This window comes from Acidimicrobiia bacterium (genome assembly GCA_018057765.1).
Classification (GTDB): Bacteria; Actinomycetota; Acidimicrobiia; order IMCC26256; family JAGPDB01; genus JAGPDB01.
This window is the reverse complement of the sequence record JAGPDB010000001.1, coordinates 101,642-118,740: the sequence shown is the minus strand read 5'-3', so window position 1 is coordinate 118,740 and position 17,099 is coordinate 101,642. Positions and strand designations below refer to the sequence as shown.

The 17,099-nt window shown below is 33.3% G+C and carries 19 protein-coding genes; 11 read left to right on the top strand and 8 right to left on the bottom strand.

The window, feature by feature from the left end:
* The first annotated feature begins 2 nt into the window (after positions 1-2).
* On the top strand, positions 3-875 hold the full coding sequence (locus KBF89_00640) for a heme A synthase (GenBank protein ID MBP9114836.1): 873 nt from the start codon (positions 3-5) through the stop codon (positions 873-875).
* Positions 876-1,016: 141 nt separating this feature from the next.
* Here the strand turns inward: KBF89_00640 and KBF89_00635 are convergent, their stop codons facing one another.
* Together KBF89_00635 and KBF89_00630 are read right to left on the bottom strand one after the other, a co-directional pair.
* On the bottom strand, positions 1,017-2,549 hold the full coding sequence (locus KBF89_00635; protein MBP9114835.1) for an AAA family ATPase: 1,533 nt from the start codon (positions 2,547-2,549) through the stop codon (positions 1,017-1,019).
* 89 nt (positions 2,550-2,638) lie between these two features.
* On the bottom strand, positions 2,639-3,676 hold the full coding sequence (locus KBF89_00630; protein MBP9114834.1) for a TerC family protein: 1,038 nt from the start codon (positions 3,674-3,676) through the stop codon (positions 2,639-2,641).
* A 165-nt stretch (positions 3,677-3,841) separates the two neighbouring features.
* Between KBF89_00630 and KBF89_00625 the strand changes: the two genes are divergently transcribed.
* The 3 genes from KBF89_00625 to KBF89_00615 are packed head-to-tail and all read left to right on the top strand — an operon-like array spanning position 3,842 to position 7,164.
* Positions 3,842-5,377 carry a circularly permuted type 2 ATP-grasp protein gene (locus tag KBF89_00625; protein ID MBP9114833.1) on the top strand — a complete coding sequence of 512 codons (1,536 nt, stop codon included), beginning with the start codon at positions 3,842-3,844 and terminating at the stop codon, positions 5,375-5,377.
* A gap of 9 nt (positions 5,378-5,386) precedes the next feature.
* On the top strand, positions 5,387-6,316 hold the full coding sequence (locus tag KBF89_00620; protein ID MBP9114832.1) for an alpha-E domain-containing protein: 930 nt from the start codon (positions 5,387-5,389) through the stop codon (positions 6,314-6,316).
* The gene (locus tag KBF89_00615; GenBank protein MBP9114831.1) at positions 6,316-7,164 is read left to right on the top strand and encodes a transglutaminase family protein; all 849 of its coding nucleotides are present in this window, start codon (positions 6,316-6,318) and stop codon (positions 7,162-7,164) included. Before KBF89_00620 ends, KBF89_00615 begins: the two co-directional genes overlap by 1 nt.
* Here the strand turns inward: KBF89_00615 and KBF89_00610 are convergent.
* The gene (locus tag KBF89_00610) at positions 7,147-7,413 is read right to left on the bottom strand and encodes a hypothetical protein (protein MBP9114830.1); all 267 of its coding nucleotides are present in this window, start codon (positions 7,411-7,413) and stop codon (positions 7,147-7,149) included. The two genes, KBF89_00615 and KBF89_00610, sit on opposite strands and share 18 nt — an antisense overlap.
* Positions 7,414-7,435: 22 nt before the next feature.
* On the opposite strand from KBF89_00610, the gene KBF89_00605 reads away from it, so the two are divergent.
* Genes KBF89_00605 through KBF89_00595 form a run of 3 tightly spaced genes read left to right on the top strand, consistent with a single transcriptional unit; the run spans position 7,436 to position 10,891 of the window.
* Positions 7,436-8,506, top strand: coding sequence for a polyprenyl synthetase family protein (locus KBF89_00605; protein ID MBP9114829.1), 1,071 nt, complete (start codon positions 7,436-7,438; stop codon positions 8,504-8,506).
* Entirely contained in the window at positions 8,503-9,987 is a 1,485-nt protein-coding gene (crtI, locus tag KBF89_00600; protein MBP9114828.1) for a phytoene desaturase, read from the top strand. The genes KBF89_00605 and crtI overlap by 4 nt, the downstream gene beginning before the upstream one ends.
* Complete coding sequence (locus tag KBF89_00595) at positions 9,980-10,891, top strand: phytoene/squalene synthase family protein (protein MBP9114827.1); 912 nt, start codon at positions 9,980-9,982, stop codon at positions 10,889-10,891. The genes crtI and KBF89_00595 overlap by 8 nt, the downstream gene beginning before the upstream one ends.
* 48 nt (positions 10,892-10,939) lie before the next feature.
* Here KBF89_00595 and KBF89_00590 read toward each other — a convergent pair whose 3' ends face one another.
* Positions 10,940-11,383: a hypothetical protein gene (locus KBF89_00590; GenBank protein ID MBP9114826.1), complete on the bottom strand. Its 444-nt coding sequence runs from the start codon at positions 11,381-11,383 to the stop codon at positions 10,940-10,942.
* Between the two features lie 35 nt (positions 11,384-11,418).
* Complete coding sequence (locus tag KBF89_00585) at positions 11,419-12,117, bottom strand: lycopene cyclase domain-containing protein (GenBank protein ID MBP9114825.1); 699 nt, start codon at positions 12,115-12,117, stop codon at positions 11,419-11,421.
* A 78-nt stretch (positions 12,118-12,195) separates the two neighbouring features.
* On the opposite strand from KBF89_00585, the gene KBF89_00580 reads away from it, so the two are divergent.
* Both KBF89_00580 and KBF89_00575 read left to right on the top strand, forming a co-directional pair.
* Positions 12,196-13,104: an ABC transporter ATP-binding protein gene (locus KBF89_00580; GenBank protein MBP9114824.1), complete on the top strand. Its 909-nt coding sequence runs from the start codon at positions 12,196-12,198 to the stop codon at positions 13,102-13,104.
* Complete coding sequence (locus KBF89_00575) at positions 13,094-13,810, top strand: ABC transporter permease (protein MBP9114823.1); 717 nt, start codon at positions 13,094-13,096, stop codon at positions 13,808-13,810. The genes KBF89_00580 and KBF89_00575 overlap by 11 nt, the downstream gene beginning before the upstream one ends.
* Positions 13,811-13,825: 15 nt before the next feature.
* Here the strand turns inward: KBF89_00575 and KBF89_00570 are convergent, their stop codons facing one another.
* A complete protein-coding gene (locus tag KBF89_00570) occupies positions 13,826-14,344 on the bottom strand; it encodes a TlpA family protein disulfide reductase (GenBank protein MBP9114822.1) in 519 nt (172 codons plus the stop codon).
* Positions 14,345-14,351: 7 nt separating this feature from the next.
* A complete protein-coding gene (locus tag KBF89_00565) occupies positions 14,352-15,296 on the bottom strand; it encodes a heme o synthase (protein MBP9114821.1) in 945 nt (314 codons plus the stop codon).
* Between the two features lie 54 nt (positions 15,297-15,350).
* Between KBF89_00565 and KBF89_00560 the strand changes: the two genes are divergently transcribed.
* Both KBF89_00560 and KBF89_00555 read left to right on the top strand, forming a co-directional pair.
* Positions 15,351-15,704 carry a co-chaperone GroES gene (locus KBF89_00560; GenBank protein ID MBP9114820.1) on the top strand — a complete coding sequence of 118 codons (354 nt, stop codon included), beginning with the start codon at positions 15,351-15,353 and terminating at the stop codon, positions 15,702-15,704.
* A gap of 76 nt (positions 15,705-15,780) precedes the next feature.
* Entirely contained in the window at positions 15,781-15,999 is a 219-nt protein-coding gene (locus KBF89_00555) for a hypothetical protein (protein ID MBP9114819.1), read from the top strand.
* On the opposite strand, the gene KBF89_00550 is transcribed toward KBF89_00555, so the two are convergent.
* Positions 16,000-17,037, bottom strand: a complete 1,038-nt coding sequence (locus KBF89_00550; protein MBP9114818.1) for a TIGR00730 family Rossman fold protein — start codon at positions 17,035-17,037, stop codon at positions 16,000-16,002.
* Positions 17,038-17,099: the final 62 nt, after the last annotated feature.

The window sequence follows — 17,099 nt, the reverse complement described above, 5'->3', positions numbered from 1 at the left end:
TTGTGATCAAATTTCAAAGCATATTCCCTAGAATTAATATATCTAAAAAAACATATTTCTATTTAACGGTCATTGCATGTTTTTTTATTGCAGCTATCATCGTAACTGGAGCAGCTGTCCGCTTAACTGGATCTGGCCTCGGTTGCCCTACTTGGCCAAAATGTTCAAGTGGTTCTTTCACACCAACAAAAGCAGAATCATCACATTCATTAATAGAGTTTGGTAATCGTCTTTTTACTGGTGCTGTATCTGCATCTGTGATTTTAGCAATACTAGGATCTTTAATTCTCAAGCCATTTAATAAAAGACTAACTTGGCTTTCAGTAGGTTTAGTCATAGGAATACTAATTCAAATAGTTTTAGGTGGAATAACAGTATTGGTAAAACTTCATCCTCTTGCTGTTGGTTCACATATGCTAGTTTCAATGGCAATATTATCTAATGCTGTAATTCTATGTTATTGTGCGAAATCTAGAGTTGACTTATCGTTAAAGAATCTTTTTAAACCAACATTTAATCTATTATTATTTATTGTTACAAATTTAGTGGTAGTCGCTGGTATTGTCGTTACTGCAGCAGGACCTCATGCTGGAGGTCAAGACACTGTACGGCTCGATGCAAATATAGAGACAGTTGCTAGAATACATAGTTTTTTCGCATGGTGTTTTACAATTTTAATGTTATTTTTATATTTCAAATTTAAAAATCATTCATGGCAATTAAAATCTTTATTTCTAATAACACTTTTACAAATAGCCTGGGGCTATTCACAATACTTTAACGGTATTCCTGCATGGATGGTTATCTTCCACGTATTCTTAGCTGCGATGTTGTACTTATTTGCTACTTTAAATTGGTTAAATTCGACAAAATAATTCTTCACATATGTGGCACTCTCTGTCCGCAGCTTTGTACTTTGGGTGCGAGGTTGCGGATGTTTGTTTAACTTTGAATAAAATTATTCTATGAGCTAGTTAAGTTAGCACAGCATTAAGAAAGAGTTAATTTGATAATATTTAAGTCAAACTCTGATCAGCGTTAGGTTCAAAAAGTTTCTCTATACGAATACGAATTGATCCTTCGTGGCGACCTAATTTGTCGGAAAGTGTTTTTATAGCTATATCACGATTCTCGCCGAAAAGCTTTTGTAATAATGCATCATCAGCTTTTGTCCATTTTTTGTAAGCATTAGGATAAGTATCTCTCATTTTTGTAAGTTTTTCATTCCAGCCACTATCGGATTTTTTCTTTTTCTCATCTTCTATTGGTTTACGCTTTTTTGCAACTTCTAGTAAATGTACAAATCTTTTCTCGTCTGCTTTTGTCTGATTTTGTAGCGTCTCTTCAATCATTAGTGCTTCTTCGCTTACAGCAAAGGCCATTCTGTTTGCTCCCATTAGGCTCAAGGACTCTAGATTACGCACACGCGATAATGCAACATATCCCATTCCAGGCACAAATGTCTTCCGTAAATCGATTCGAGCTGAATCTAAGGTCATACCCTGACTTTTATGAACAGTTATAGCCCAGGCAAGACGCAAAGGTATCTGTTCTAAGCCTGCACGTTTTTTGTCTCCATCATGTAATTCCCATGTGTCGGGAGCAATCGTTAATATTTTTCCGTTGTGTAATTTGACTATTGGGTATCCAGTGCCATCTTCAAAATCGATAATAATACCTAGTGAACCATTTACGTATTTTTTCTCGTTACTATTTTTTATACACATAACCAATGCATCTTTTTTGAGTATTAATTCGTCTAATGCTAAACATGAACGTTTTAAAGTCTCTACATAATTCTCTTTACCAGTTGTCACAGTTTGAAAATTATGTTCTTCGCCTGGCAATTCTTTTAATTTTTTTGAGTTAATAGCATCTACGTTTACGTTTACTGTATGTAATTCTGTAACTTCATCTTCATCTAATTCTGCATCTTGACGTGTCATTAGTAAACCTGCATGTCGTTTTCTTACGTCACCAGAACGGATAGCATTTAATATATCTAAAAATTCTCCATCATCTTGTCTATGTTGTTCATCTAGATAACAAATTACGGGATCAAGCTCTTTAAAACTTTGAGAATTTACGACAAAAGAACTATCTGGCTCATCGGACCTACTTACTGGTGGTAATTGAAAGAAATCTCCACAAAGTATTAGTTGAATACCCCCAAAAGGCTTGTCATTTTCTCTTACGGTTCTAGTGACCATCTCAATCATGTCTAAACGATAGTCATGCAACATAGATATCTCATCAATTATTAATACGTCCGTATTTTTAATTGTATCACGACGTCCTTTTAGCAAATTATCAAAAAAATTCTTATGCAATGAATTATTAATACCAATACCGGCCCATGAATGTATTGTATTACCATTTAAGTGCGTTGCAGCTAACCCAGTTGTTGCAGTAACAGATACATTTTTTCCTTCTGCACGTGAAGACTTTATAAATTGATTTAATATATAAGTTTTCCCAGAGCCTGCTGAACCTGTCAACAATACGCTTTCGCCTGAAAGCATTATCTCGAGTGCTAATTTTTGATCCATTTAAGCATTCTAGTCGAACAACTCTAGTTTTTTAAAGAGCCTATATTAGGGCTACTAATATAAAGCCACTAATATATTCTTACCTCAAATTACAGTTCTTCTTCTGGAGCATCGTCAAATGCTTCGTCTAAATCAACTAATCCTTCACCTAAATGTTCATCAATTTCTACAGATTTTGATGGTACAAGTATGGAATATGTTATTGATACACCTAAAGAAACTGCAATGACACCCAAAGAAAGCCACTCAGGTGGATGCCAGTCGAACAAATATCCTGCCATCAATTTGACGCCTATGAAAGCGAGAATAAAAGAGAGTCCATATTTCAAAGACTCAAATTTACCTAAAAGTCCAGCAATTAAAAAATATAAAGATCTCAAACCTAAAATTGCGAATGCGTTAGAAGAGAATACAATAAATGGATCACTAGAAATACCAAAAACAGCAGGAATCGAATCAAATGCAAAAACTACGTCAGTCGTCTCTACGATTAGCAATACAGCAAAAAGTGGAGTGGCATACCTGATACCTTTCGATACTATGAAAAATTTCTTACCTTGGTAATGCTTAGTCATCTTCATACGTTTACGCATTAGTTTTAACAATGGATTCTTTTCTGGATCAACAGCATCGTGCGATGAAAAGGACATCTTATATGCGCTTAATAAAAGAATAATCCCGAATATGGCTAGTACAAATTCAAACCTTGCAATAAGTACGGCGCCAAGAGCAATAAAAATACCTCTTAGTACTAAGGCGCCAATTACACCCCAATACAGAACACGATGTTGATATATTTTCGGTACGGCAAAATAACTAAATAGCAACGCAATAACGAATAGATTATCTACACTTAAACTTTTCTCTAGAACATATGCTGCAAAATATTGTCCAGCTGCTTGGCTGGAAATATCGAAATATACATGAATGCCAAAAGCTATACCTAGTGCGATCCAAAGACATGAGGCTAAAGCCGCCTCTTTCATAGATACTTCATGTTCATGGCGGTTAAATACGAATAGATCTAGACATAAAGCAATAATTAGCACTATAAACACAGTTGACCAAAGCAGTCCAGAAACATGATAATTGGCTCTTGAAGGGTCAACCTTTGTTGAAGCAAGCATTAAAAGATTGGTCATAAGGTCATTCTAGCATTATTTATTATTTGTTAAGCATTATATTGTGAGCACATTTAGCACTCTAAGTGGTATTGCTCATTTTTAAATTAAGTCTTTTTTGAGAATCGTCCGAAAACAATTAAACAAATTCTAAAAGGAATAGAAATGACTATGACTGACTTTTCACATAATTACGATACAAGCAAAGCATACGATGAGATGTTTGATTCAACGGGTAAGGTTAGAGAGTCCTACAAAGAAATATTTAGTGTATTTAAATCAATGGGTATGAATGAATTTGATTCAAGAGGCTTAATAAGAGACAAATCATTTATTGATCAAGGTATTACATTTTCTTATTCTGGTGAAGAACGTCCTTGGCCTTTAGATCTAATACCTAGAATAATTACAAATACTGAGTGGACAACTATTGAACAAGGACTATTTCAAAGAGTAAAAGCATTAGAAATGTTCCTCGAAGATATATATAATGATCAAAATATTCTTGAAGACGGAATATTACCAAGAAGTGTTGTTGTTTCATCAAAACATTTCCATAGAGAAGTACATGGTCTTTCTCCAACAAATAATGTGCGTATACATGTAGCCGGCATAGATTTGATACGCGATATAAATGGAGAATTTAGAATTTTAGAGGATAACTTACGTTGTCCATCTGGAATTTCATATGTATTAGAAAACCGCAGTGCAACATCTCATCTATTTCCTGAGTTATTTAAATCTAAACAAATAGCATCAGTAAGTGAATATCCACAAAGATTACTAAATGCTTTAATATCTTCAGCACCTCGAGATATCAGTGAACCAACTGTTGTTATATTAACTCCAGGTGTACATAATTCAGCCTATTTTGAACACGCTTTTCTAGCTAGACATATGGGAGTAGAGCTAGTTGAAGGACGAGATTTAATTGTTGAAGATAATAAAGTATTCATGAAAACAACTGGTCAATTTAAAAAGGTAGATGTTATCTACAAACGCGTTGATGATGATTTTGTTGATCCTTTACATTTTGAAAAAGGATCAATACTAGGTGTGGCAGGAATCGTTAATGCAGCTCGATCTGGAAATGTAGCTATAGCAAATGCAGTAGGCAATGGTGTCGGTGATGACAAACTTATATATTCGTACGTACCTGATTTTATAAAATACTATTTAGGTGAAGAACCTAAAATTAAGAATGTTGATACTCTTAGGCTTGATGATCCAGATGTTAGAAAATATGCATTAGACAATAGAGAGAATTTAGTATTTAAACCCGTAGATGCAAGTGGAGGATATGGTTTAGTAATCGGACCTCACGCTAGTGATGAAGAATTATTTGAAATAGCATTAAAGGTTGAAGAGAATCCTCGTGATTTTATTGCACAACCAGTTATTCAACTGTCTACATCACCTACATATGATGGTGAATCAATTTCTCCCAGACATGTTGATTTAAGACCATTCGTCGTAAATGATGGTGGGAAATTGTGGGCAGTTCCAGGTGGACTAACACGTGTAGCACTTGTAAAGAATTCACTTGTAGTTAATTCGTCACAAGGTGGTGGCTCTAAAGATACATGGGTGCTCGAAGAAGAATCGACTAAAGAAGAATCATTTAATGAAATTCAAAACAAGGCTCGAAAAGTAGCACAAGTCGAAAATAACGATCAAGTACAACAACAAGCACAACAGCAACAATAAGGAATTATAATGTTATCAAGAATTGCAGAATCATGTTATTGGATCGGCCATTTGGTTGAACGTGCAGATTACAGTGCACGGCTATTAGATGTACATTACCATAACCTTTTACAAAGCCACCCAAGTGAATCACAAAGATTAGCAAGTCACTTAGCTGAAGTAATGGGAGTCGATCCAAATGAAAGATTTAATAATATTGAAGACGCAATGTATTACATTGGTTTTAATGCGGATTTTCCTGGATCAATTGAGACGAGTATCTCAGGACTAGCAATAAATGCTAAAGCAGTTCAAGACACTATACCTACAGAATTATTTGAAGTGATCTACGCTACGAATAAAGCCCTAAATGAAAAGATAATTGATCACAAAACATCAATTCATTCTTTATATACATGGGTTCGTAATAGAACAATGATGATACACGGTATTATTGATGCATCACTAGTACGTGATGATAGCTACCATTTTTTAAACATAGGTAGGTGTATCGAGAGAATTGACATGACAGCAAGAATGGTTAACATTCGATGTGCAATGGCAGATGATTCGTCTGCTTGGATAACAATGCTTAGAAGTTGTGGTGCTTTTGAAGGATTCATGAGAGTTAGTGGTGATCTTTCAGATACGAACTCTATAATTGAGTTTCTATTACGAAATATCAATTTTCCAAGATCGATCTTATCTAGTGCATCAAATGCATTAAGTTCTATTCAGAAATTGACAGATGATCCTACAAATAACGATTTTTCAAATGAAAATGATCCTAAATTTATACTCGGTAGGTTCTGTGCCGAAATAGAGTTTACATCAATTGAAAATGTTGCAAATAATTTAGATGTTGAACTAAATAAATTAGCAGTTGCTGCTAACTCTATTAGTGATTCAATTAGTAAAACATATTTTCAAGCTTCAAACGCAATAAATTGGAGGCAATAATGTCATGGAGAATTAGTGTAGATCACGAGACTAAATATATTTATAAAGAGGATGTTGGGTCTCAACATAATGAATTAAGAATGGCACCGCGCGATACTAATAGTCAGTTTACGTTAGAACACAATATAACAATTGACCCAGCAGTTAATATAAATCGCTATAAAGACTATTTTGGTACTCGAGTTGAATATTTTTCAATACCAGGTGTTCACAATTCATTGTCTATAAATAGCCATTCGTTAGTCGAGACAACAAAAGGTGCTGCATATCATGGTAAAGCTCCAATAACTTGGGGTGCTTTATCTAGTGATTCAATTCTTGATAAGTATTGTGAATACTTATCATATACATCTTATGTGGATTCTTCAGAACAATATGATTGGTTAATTGAAAAACTTAAAAAATTTGATAAGCCAGGATTGGCTGTTGAATTTTTAATGAATTGGATTAGAGAAAATGTTTCATATATTCCAGGAACTACAGATGTTAGAACTATTGCTTCATCAACCATGGTGAGCAGATCTGGAGTTTGTCAAGATTTTGTACATTTAACGCTTGCAATCCTTAGAACTTTAGGTATACCTTGTAGATATGTATCAGGATATTTATATCCTGGAGATCTAAATACAATAGGCGAAGTTGTTGTTGGTGAGTCCCATGCATGGGCTCAAGTATGGCTTGGTGATTGGTATGGATTAGATCCAACAAATAACATAGCAGTTGCAGAAAGACACGTATTAGTAGGATGGGGTCGAGACTACCAAGATGTTGCACCTGTAAAAGGTGTTATAAATGGAAATCCAGATTGCGAAATGGATGTAAGTGTGAAGCTAATTAGAATTTCTTAATGATTTACCAAAATGACGTAATAGATTTGTATTTCCTGAAATCTCAATATTATCATTACCAGCTTCAATTTCAAATGTAGTTTCACCATCCATTAGTTTTTTAAATGCACGATTATTCATTTTAATTGTGCACTCATTAGATGAATTGGTCTCAGTTTTTACTTGTATATTAACGTTAAAATTATTCTCAGGGGCATCTATGACAATAATAGATATAGTACTAGATTGATCTGAAGGGCTTTTTGTCATCCTTTAAGACTAATCTATATACGTGATGAATGATACAATCGGAAATAATGATGATCTTATAGATTTAAAAGAATTTACTTCTACTTTTGCTTTAAAAATAGATTCATTTATAAGTGAAGAAATTGAGAGATGGCGGAAAATTGATGATTCCATCTTGCCACCATTACTGGCATTATCAAATTTTATTTCTAATGGCGGAAAAAGGCTCAGGCCGGCATTTTGCTATTTAGGAGCAAAGCTGATGGGAACAAAAGATAATGATGGACTTTTACTAAATGCAGCATGTGCCTTAGAATTATTACACAATTTTGCGTTAGTTCATGATGACTTCATGGATAAATCCGATACTAGACGGGGCGCCCCCACAGTTCATAAATTTTTACAAAATTATTATAGCGAACTTGATTATCGTGGTGATATTGAACATTTTGCTGCTAGCGTAGCAATACTAGCTGGCGACTTCGCATTTACTTATGCTGATACTTTTGCACGTGATTTACCGAAAAGATGCCTAGATATATATGGAATCTTAAAAGTAGAATTATTTGCTGGCCAACAAATGGATATTGATGCGGGTTACAGGAAGAAGGTATCAAAAGATCTGATTTCAAAAATAGCACAATATAAATCTGGAAAATACACTATTGAAAGACCAATCCATATGGGTGCGTTAATTACAAACGAAAATGCACCACTAGAGAAATTGTCAAACTTTGGATCCCCATTGGGTGAAGCATTTCAATTACGTGACGATATTTTAGGAATATTTGGTGATCACGATAAAACTGGTAAACCTGTAGGTGATGATATACGTGAGGGTAAATATACTCTTTTAATGGCTTATGCAGTAGAGAATGCCAATGAAAAGGAAAAAGAAATTTTAGACCTACGTGGTTCTTCAAACATTTCACAAAAGAGTATTGACGACATAGTTACTATAATTATAGAAAATGGTGCTTTAGAGTATGTTGAAAAAAGAATATCTTCTCTATATGACGAAGCACTGATAGCATTAGACTCTATTGAAACGAACCAAGATGCAAATAAACTTGCTTTATCATTAGCTAAATATGTATGTTGGAGAGACTCTTGAAAAAGGTAGCGGTAATAGGTGCTGGTCTAGGTGGTTTATCAGCTAGCGCTAATCTAATATCATTAGGTTTTGATGTGACTGTTTTTGAAAGTTATTCGAGTCCTGGAGGTCGTGCTAGAAGAATCTTAAAAGAAAATAATGGAATAATTTATCCTTTAGAATGTGGCCCTACTGTATTTACAATGCTCGATATTGCAAATCAACCATTTGAGTCATTGGATCAAACTTTATCTCAAAATGTAAATATGTTAAAAGTCGATCCTAGCTATCGAGCAGTCTTTAGAGATAAAACTGAAATACTTTGGCCACATAATAGAAATAATATACATGAAACGATATCAACATTTAGTTCTGAAGAAGAAGCAGATAGATTTGATATTTATGTAAAGTGGTTAAAAAAGTTAGTTGACGTTGAATTTGATACTTTTATAGCTAGAAATTTTACTTCACCTTTAAATATGGCAAAAAATATAAAAGAATTATATGCTTTGCTATCAATGGGTGCTTTTTCTAAAATGGATAAGGTCGTTAACAGGCACTTGACAGATAGCCGTCTTATAGATTTATGTTCTTTCCAGTCCTTATATGCTGGTGTTACGCCAAAACAAGCATTAGGTGTTTATTGTGTTATTTCTTATATGGATCTTATTGAAGGTGTATACGCACCACAAGGTGGTATGAGTGCATATCCTGAAGCTTTAGCTACTGCATGTATTGAAAGTGGTGCAAAAATTCACTATGACCAAAAGGTAAATTCAATCCATAAAAAAAATGATAAATATGAAGTACTTTCTAATGGATCTTCTGAAATGTTTGATGCAATTGTATGTAATGCTGATTTACCAATGGCATACCCTGAAATATTCGGTATAGAGCCGCCAAAAAAGGCTTCAAAAGGCAAATATTCTCCTTCATGTTTGCTCTACGTAATAGGTGCTAAATCAAAATTATCTAAAAATACAGCTCACCATAATATTCATTTTTCATCTTCGACTAATTCGGCATTCAGTGATTTAGTGGATAAAAAAATGATGATGGATGATCCTTCATACTTAGTATCGATTCCATCAGTCACTGATGATACATTGTGCAAAGATGGTAGTAATATATTTTATGTATTAGAGCCATGTCCAAACCTTGAAAGTCAAGAGGATTTTAAAGCGAATAGGGATATCCATACTAATAGAATGAGAAAACATCTTATTGATGGTGGCTATAATATTGAGCAAATCGATTGTGAGATAATGCTAGATCCGACTGATTGGGAAGAACAAAAAATGTACAAAGGTACGCCATTTTCTTTGAGTCATACTTTCTTACAATCAGGTCCATTTAGATTAAAGAATTATGCTAAAGAATTACCAGGTGTATTTTTTGCCGGAACGGCTACGACTCCTGGTGTTGGTGTCCCAATGGTTATTGAAAGCGGTAGATTAAGCGCCATTAAAGTTAAAGACTATTTTGAGAATAAAAATGTCTAATCAAAATGATCTTTATACAGAAAGTTATTTACTTACTAAAAAATATGGAACATCATATTTTTATTCAGCTTTATTGTTAACAAAGTCTGAGAGGAACCATATTTATGCTTTATATTCTCTTTGTCGTTATGCTGATGATCTTGTAGACGTAAATGATGGTAAACCAGGAACATCGTTAAATGCTAAAAAAAACTTGATTGAATTTGAGCAAAGAGTTAATGAATCAATAGCAACAAAATATCAGGGTAATAATTTATTTGGTGCAATATCGAAAACTTGGAATGAACTAAAGCTTAAAAATTCTCTATTAGATAAATTCTTTCTATCAATGAGAATGGATTTATCTGTAAATTCTTATAAGACATTAAAAGAATTACAAAAATATACTGACGGTAGTGCTGCAGTTATTGGAGAAATGGTATTGCCAGTAATTGCTCCTGATATTCCTCATGACGATATAAGGCAATCTGCAAGAAATCTAGGAGATGCTTTTCAGCTAACTAATTTTATACGTGATATAGGAGAGGATTTAATAAGAGGACGTACATACCTACCATTAGATGATTTTGAAGAATTTGGGGTAAATCCTGATGGTATCGTTGAAAATGATGCTTTTAAAGAATTCTTAAAATATGAGATATCGGTAAATATGAAATTCTATGAATCTTCTTATGGAGGTGTCATAAAACTAAAAGGGAGACGCGGAGCATGCGTGCGTACAGCCTATAGGCTTTACGGTGGAATTTTGGAGGAAGTACAAAAAGCTGACTATAAGATACTTAAAAAAAGAGTTAGGGTCCCGAAATATAGAAAACTAAGTATTATGCTACGTGAATTAATACGAATAAATAATAGTTCGCTATCTAAAGACTATTTCATCTATCGTAAATATAAGACTTCTTAAGCAAATATAAAAATTGATCTTGTACATACTGTTTTAGCTATTTCACATTCAGTTAGCAATATCTTTATTATTATGAAATCGATTGAGTAAGTCACGGTAATTCTCTACAGCTTTAATGCGTAAAACTTTAGGTGTAACAGGGATAATAAAACCGTAGGGTGCTTTTTGAAACTGATGATGTACATTATGTCCAAACCTCCAATAATTAAAAAGCCTGTTATTATTTTTTATTGCAATAAACCGCGAATGAATAATAATTTCATGAACAATAAAATAAACTATTCCATATAAAGTAATACCAATTCCAACTGCTGTATAAATACTATTTTCCATACCTAATACGAATAAATAGATAGTTAGAAATGAGAATACAACAGGGTAGAGGTCATTGAGTTCAAATGGCTTTGCAAAACGTGTGTGATGTGACTTATGCCAGACCCATCCAAATAAATGCATTACATAACGATGGATAAATGTCGTAAATGGTTCCATTAATATAAAAACTATCAATACTATTAATATATTTCTCATTGTTCTACCGGTTTCTTTGGTATATTAAATCTAATTAATATCCATGTTAACAAAACAAATCCATATATAACATCTTCGAATGGCATATCATAAAATATACGGGATCCTAGATTAGCTCTATAAGTAACAACTGGGTCACTAAGTTTTGTAAGATAACCATTAACAATCACCATAAAAAATAAACATATCAATATGGTATAGAAGTAGTTACTAGATTTTAGAAAATCCAACCTTTCTTTTTCTCCCCATACCCATAAAATAAATATCGCTAGAATAAATATTATGGATAGTGTGTAATATGGAAAAATCCGCTTCGGTACTGTTAGATTAAAAAAACTCAACCTGAACTGATACGAGATCAAACCTAATAGAAAATAGCAAATACCAAATACCAGCAATTTAGTCCAACTGTTTTTATCGAATTTTTTAGATCTAAGTGACGATACAGCACCATATGTTAATAAACCAGCTAAAGGTATTATTATAAAAAATAATATTTCTTCTATTGGTAAGCCAAAAAATCTAAAGCTATAGGTATGTTGACTTTTAAAGTTCCATAGGTCAAAATATGAAAATAATATATCCCACAATAAGTATGCAACAAAAGGAAAAGAAATTGCCTTAAAAGTTAATAATGGTCTTCTATATATACCAAATTTAACTAATAATTCCAAGGGAAGAGTGATAGCTACCACCAATATTAAAATAAAAGCATAGCTGCTTACGTACCACATCAGTTACAAGCCTTTCTTCTAGTAATATATTAATCGCTTATGGAATTAGTAATAGATGCGAAACATATATATAAAAATTACGCATCAAAATCTGCGTTAGTTGATTTTTCACTTCAAGTACCAAAAAATACTATATTTGGTTTATTAGGTCCTAATGGTGCGGGAAAAACAACGGCGATAGAAATTATGTTGGGTTTACGTAAACGTGATGAAGGCGAGCTAGCTGTACTTTCAAAAGACCCAGAGATTGAATTTGATTTAATATCTGACTCTATAGGCGCAATGCTCCAAGAAGGTGGAATTAATCCAGGGTTAACACCTAAAGAAGCTGTGAGTTTATATGCTTCTTTTTATTCAAACCCCTTAGATATAGATGAAATTATTCAACGTGTTAATCTCACTGGTGTAAAAACGATGGTTAGACGGCTATCCGGTGGCCAAAAACAATCGCTTTCTTTAGCACTAGCTTTAATTGGTCAACCTAAACTTGTTTTTTTAGATGAACCAACTGCTGGTATGGATCCTAAAGCAAGACGTAGTACTTGGGAAATAATAAAAGAGTTACAATCAAAAGGGACAACAGTCATTATAACTACGCATCTTATGGATGAAGCTCAATTATTATGTACTGATATAGCTATAGTTTCTAACGGAAAAGTTGTAACACAAGGTAAAACGCAAGAAATTATGGATTCACATCAAGATTCATTGGATATTGTTTTTGAAAAAGATATAGATATTTTTAAGATGGATGGTGTCGATGAATCAAATTGCATAAAAATAGATGAATCCCATTATAAATTGAGTGTCGTTGCTAATCCAAAATTTTTATATGATTTAACAGAGTTTGCATTAAAAAACAATATTTTAATAACACAATATTCTTCTCTTTCTAAAACTTTAGAAGAAGTATTTATTGAACTTACAGAGGAAAAAGATGGCAAATAGTACTCTTTCAAAATCATTAAGCCTCACGAAATCAGATTTAAAAATAGCCATTAGAAGAAGTGAAAGTCTATTAGTTACTGTAGTACTTCCAATTGTTGTTTTGATTGGTCTATCTTTCAGCAAAGGTGGCTTGGAAAAATACTTGCCATTTGTTTTTATTCAATCTTGCTTAGCAAGTTCTTTATTAAGTTTAGGAATATCAACTGGTTTTGATAGACGATACAGAGTATTAGTACGACTGGGCACAACGCCAATAGGCAAAAAAGGTATAGTTATATCAAAGATAATATATGTTTTTGTTTTAGAGACGATGCAGTTAGTATTAATTGGTGCAGTAGGTATGGCACTAGGTTACAAGCCTTCAGTAACAATTCTTTTGGTATTCCCCTTTTGCTGGCTAGCATCAATTGCATTTTCAAGTATTGCATTAATAATTGCCTCAAATCTTAAAGCGGAGACAAATCTTGGTGTTCAAAATTTGACATATTTTCTATTTGTAGCAATTTCAGCTATTGCACTTGTATCAAATGTTAAATCAAGCGAATACCTCATTTTTGCAAAGATATTTCCTTCAAGTGCCCTTCACTATTTAATTAGATATAGTTTTGGTTTAAATTCATTTTCATTAACTAGTTTTATTTCATTAATTGTTCTAGGAGCTCTTTTAGCTTACTATGCCATACAGACATTTAAGTTCGATGAATAAAGTATAAACAAATATTTATAATAGATTTATTACCTTATCGATATCTGAACTTTTTGGTGATCCATAGATTTTATATCTAACCTTTTTATCCTTTACTATTAAAGTCTGAGGTACAGAACGAAGAGAGAAGGCATCTTTTACTTTCACATTTGTCATGATTACAGTATCTAACTTTCCATATTGCTTTTCAAAGTTCTCGATTTCAAAGGACACATCTTCATAGGCAATACCAATAACAGAAATATTTTTATCAACGTTTTTCTTAGAAAATTTGACAATTTCTGGGTAAGAAGTACGACAAGGTATACACCATGATGCGAATACCTCAACAACTACTATGCCCTTAGGAAAATCTTTTTGAGTATATGGAGTTTCATTTAAAGTTGTTGTCTCAAAATTATTAATATTTGTATTAACCATTGCTAATTTTAAAGTATCTGTTGATTTATTTAAAACCGATGAATACCCTAAGCTAAGAATAACCATCGTTAATATAATAACTATTGATAATCCTAAATAATATTTTTTCTTCATTTTTCCTCTAAGAAATTGTTGAGTCAATAGCAATAACTATAAATAGTAGAGCTAAATAGCCATTGGACAAATGAAAAAAGTTATAAAACTTTTTTCTTAATATTGAATCAGCTTTAACATATAAAATTATAGAACAATATATAAACCATAGGCCTAAAACAATACTTGCAATCATATACAGAATACCTAAGTTTTTTGTTGCGATTAAAACGAATGATGAAATTACTGTAAGTACGGTGTATAGCATCATTTGAAATGTAGTCGATTTCTTTGTATGCGTAACAGGAAGCATAGGGAATCCAGCATTTCTATAATCATCTTCATGATAGGTTGCTAAGGCCCAAAAATGTGGTGGTGTCCATAGAAAAACAAGTAAGAACATTATAAATGCTCCCCAAGAAACATTAGAGGTAACCGCGCTATAACCAATTAATACTGGCAGTGCACCAGCAGCTCCTCCAATTACAATATTTTGTTCTGTACGTGGTTTTAACCAAATTGTATAAATCACTACGTAAAAAAAAGATGCAAATAATGTTAATAATGCGCTTAATACATTACATAATAAGATCATAATAATAAGTGAAGCTGATTGTGCTGTAATAGCAGCAATCCAAGCTGTTTTTTTGGTTAATCGTTGTTGGGCCATAGGTCGATTTCTAGTTCGCACCATTTTTTTATCTGTATTTGCTTCAATTATTGAATTAATCGCATTTGAAGATCCAGCACTTAAATAGCCGCCAACTAATACACCAATTACTTTAAAACCATCTGGTAACCCTCCAGCAGCAAAAAACATGGCAGGAAGGGCAGTAGTAATCAATAATTCAATAACTCGAGGTTTAGATAATGCAACAATTTCCTGAAAAATTGTCCTCTTCATCTTTGCATTATTTCTACCGGTACTTACATCTATATTGACATCTGGCGTATTATCATTTGACATATACATATATGGTAGTTTCCAATAGCAATTTAAGTTGAAAAGAAACTAGATTATTATCTAATGAAATCATCCAAAACAGAAAATCTAGCTAAAACCCCGATTCGCACACCCGAGTTGCGTATGATGAACGACCGAGTATTAGTTGTCCCATCTAATGAAGAAGGGGAACGAGCAACGCGAGGTGGCCTTCTAATACCAGCTACAGCTAATGATGATAGAAGGTTAAGGTGGGGCGAAGTTGTGAGCATAGGTCGAAATGCTCATCACGTAAAAATACACGATAGAATCCTTTATGCTCCAGATGCTGGATTTACGTGTGAGATATCTGGCGAAAATTATTTATTATTGCGCGAGAGAGATATCCAAGCTGTTTCTGAAAGCGATGAAGCGACAGAGCCAGGTCTTTATTTATAAAATAACTTTAATACGGTAAATATAAAATAAGGTGAATTTTGTTTATACTAGCGTTAATCCAAGCTAGAATATTTTAATGGACGATATAAGAAATCACTTGGAATCTGCCCGCGATCTTAGTAGAGACCATTCATTAAAATTATTATCAGATGCGGTATATCGCGGAGATGGAGATGCAAAACTGTTAGAACGTCAGTGTGCGAAGATTTCACGTGCGATTGACAAGGCAATACACGAGCTTGATATTTTAACTAAAATATCAACAAATTCTACTGATGAATATTTTCAAGACTAGCTAAAAATCATTGATCTGATTTATAATTTGTCTCAAACTTGCCCAATGTCTCTTATCGAAGTTGAATCGCAACCTATGAGAATTTAAATTATCTTTATCCGCTAGTTCATCTTTTGATATTTCACAACGCTCTATTTCACCACGTGTAATAATGTCAGAAAATTCCCTATTAATGGAACTTAAAGCCGTATCTGAAATCGGTCTTTTCATTCTCAATACCATGATGCCATCGACAAACCTTTGCGAGAGATAATTCGCATAAAAATGTTTTAATTCTTCAATAGCTTCTTCTGCTGTTTTGGCAAGAAGATAGAGATTTAAATCATTTTCTCCAACATAATTGTCTTGGATTAAAGTTCCCCGTATAAATTCATCGAAGCGCTCCCAATAAGTACCATTTGGTTCATCAAGAAAAACTACAGGAGTACTCATCATTTTACCTGTTTGCATTAGCGTCAATAGTTCAAAGCCTTCGTCCATTGTTCCAAATCCACCAGGCATCAAAATGAATCCAGAAGATTCTTTCATGAACATTAATTTTCTTGTAAAGAAATATCTGAAATTAACTAGTTTTGGATCACCAGAAATAAACTGTGAAGTTGTAGATTCAAAAGGTAATTTTATACCTACGCCAAATGACATTTCTGAACCCGCACCCTCAATTCCAGCTGTCATAATTCCAGGTCCGGCACCAGTTATGACCATCCAATCTTCTTTTGCCAGTCCAGCACCTAGTTTGCGTGTCAATTCATAAAGAGGATGATCCTCGGGCGTCCTTGCTGAACCAAAAATTGATGCTTTCTTCTGACCTCTATAAGATTCAAAAACATTAAATGAATACCTCATTTCCTTTAATGCAGCATTAGCAATTTTTAGATCTCCTCTATCATTACTTTCTCTTAACATCCTGATTGATGATGTAATCATTTCTTGGACTAGATCCGTATTGATTTCTCGTCCTTTGGCCATTTCAACCAATTCTGATATTGCATTATCAATATCTTCTTCGCCAATACGATACCTACTTAATCGAGCCATTTCTCTCCTAATTTTTAAAACAAAATTCTAGTAGTCATCCCATGTGACGCGATGTATTTTGA

Excerpts from the sequence above, each read along its gene's own strand:
- KBF89_00590 (MBP9114826.1), bottom strand. The coding sequence starts at position 11,383 with ATGGAACCATTTACGACATTTATCCATCGTTATGTAATGCATTTATTT.
- KBF89_00635 (MBP9114835.1), bottom strand. The coding sequence starts at position 2,549 with ATGGATCAAAAATTAGCACTCGAGATAATGCTTTCAGGCGAAAGCGTA.
- KBF89_00560 (MBP9114820.1), top strand. The coding sequence starts at position 15,351 with ATGAAATCATCCAAAACAGAAAATCTAGCTAAAACCCCGATTCGCACA.
- KBF89_00615 (MBP9114831.1), top strand. The coding sequence starts at position 6,316 with ATGTCATGGAGAATTAGTGTAGATCACGAGACTAAATATATTTATAAA.
- KBF89_00580 (MBP9114824.1), top strand. The coding sequence starts at position 12,196 with ATGGAATTAGTAATAGATGCGAAACATATATATAAAAATTACGCATCA.
- KBF89_00550 (MBP9114818.1), bottom strand. The coding sequence starts at position 17,037 with ATGGCTCGATTAAGTAGGTATCGTATTGGCGAAGAAGATATTGATAAT.
- KBF89_00610 (MBP9114830.1), bottom strand. The coding sequence starts at position 7,413 with ATGACAAAAAGCCCTTCAGATCAATCTAGTACTATATCTATTATTGTC.
- KBF89_00595 (MBP9114827.1), top strand. The coding sequence starts at position 9,980 with ATGTCTAATCAAAATGATCTTTATACAGAAAGTTATTTACTTACTAAA.
- KBF89_00625 (MBP9114833.1), top strand. The coding sequence starts at position 3,842 with ATGACTGACTTTTCACATAATTACGATACAAGCAAAGCATACGATGAG.
- KBF89_00575 (MBP9114823.1), top strand. The coding sequence starts at position 13,094 with ATGGCAAATAGTACTCTTTCAAAATCATTAAGCCTCACGAAATCAGAT.
- KBF89_00565 (MBP9114821.1), bottom strand. The coding sequence starts at position 15,296 with ATGTATATGTCAAATGATAATACGCCAGATGTCAATATAGATGTAAGT.
- KBF89_00620 (MBP9114832.1), top strand. The coding sequence starts at position 5,387 with ATGTTATCAAGAATTGCAGAATCATGTTATTGGATCGGCCATTTGGTT.
- KBF89_00555 (MBP9114819.1), top strand. The coding sequence starts at position 15,781 with ATGGACGATATAAGAAATCACTTGGAATCTGCCCGCGATCTTAGTAGA.
- KBF89_00630 (MBP9114834.1), bottom strand. The coding sequence starts at position 3,676 with ATGCTTGCTTCAACAAAGGTTGACCCTTCAAGAGCCAATTATCATGTT.
- KBF89_00570 (MBP9114822.1), bottom strand. The coding sequence starts at position 14,344 with ATGAAGAAAAAATATTATTTAGGATTATCAATAGTTATTATATTAACG.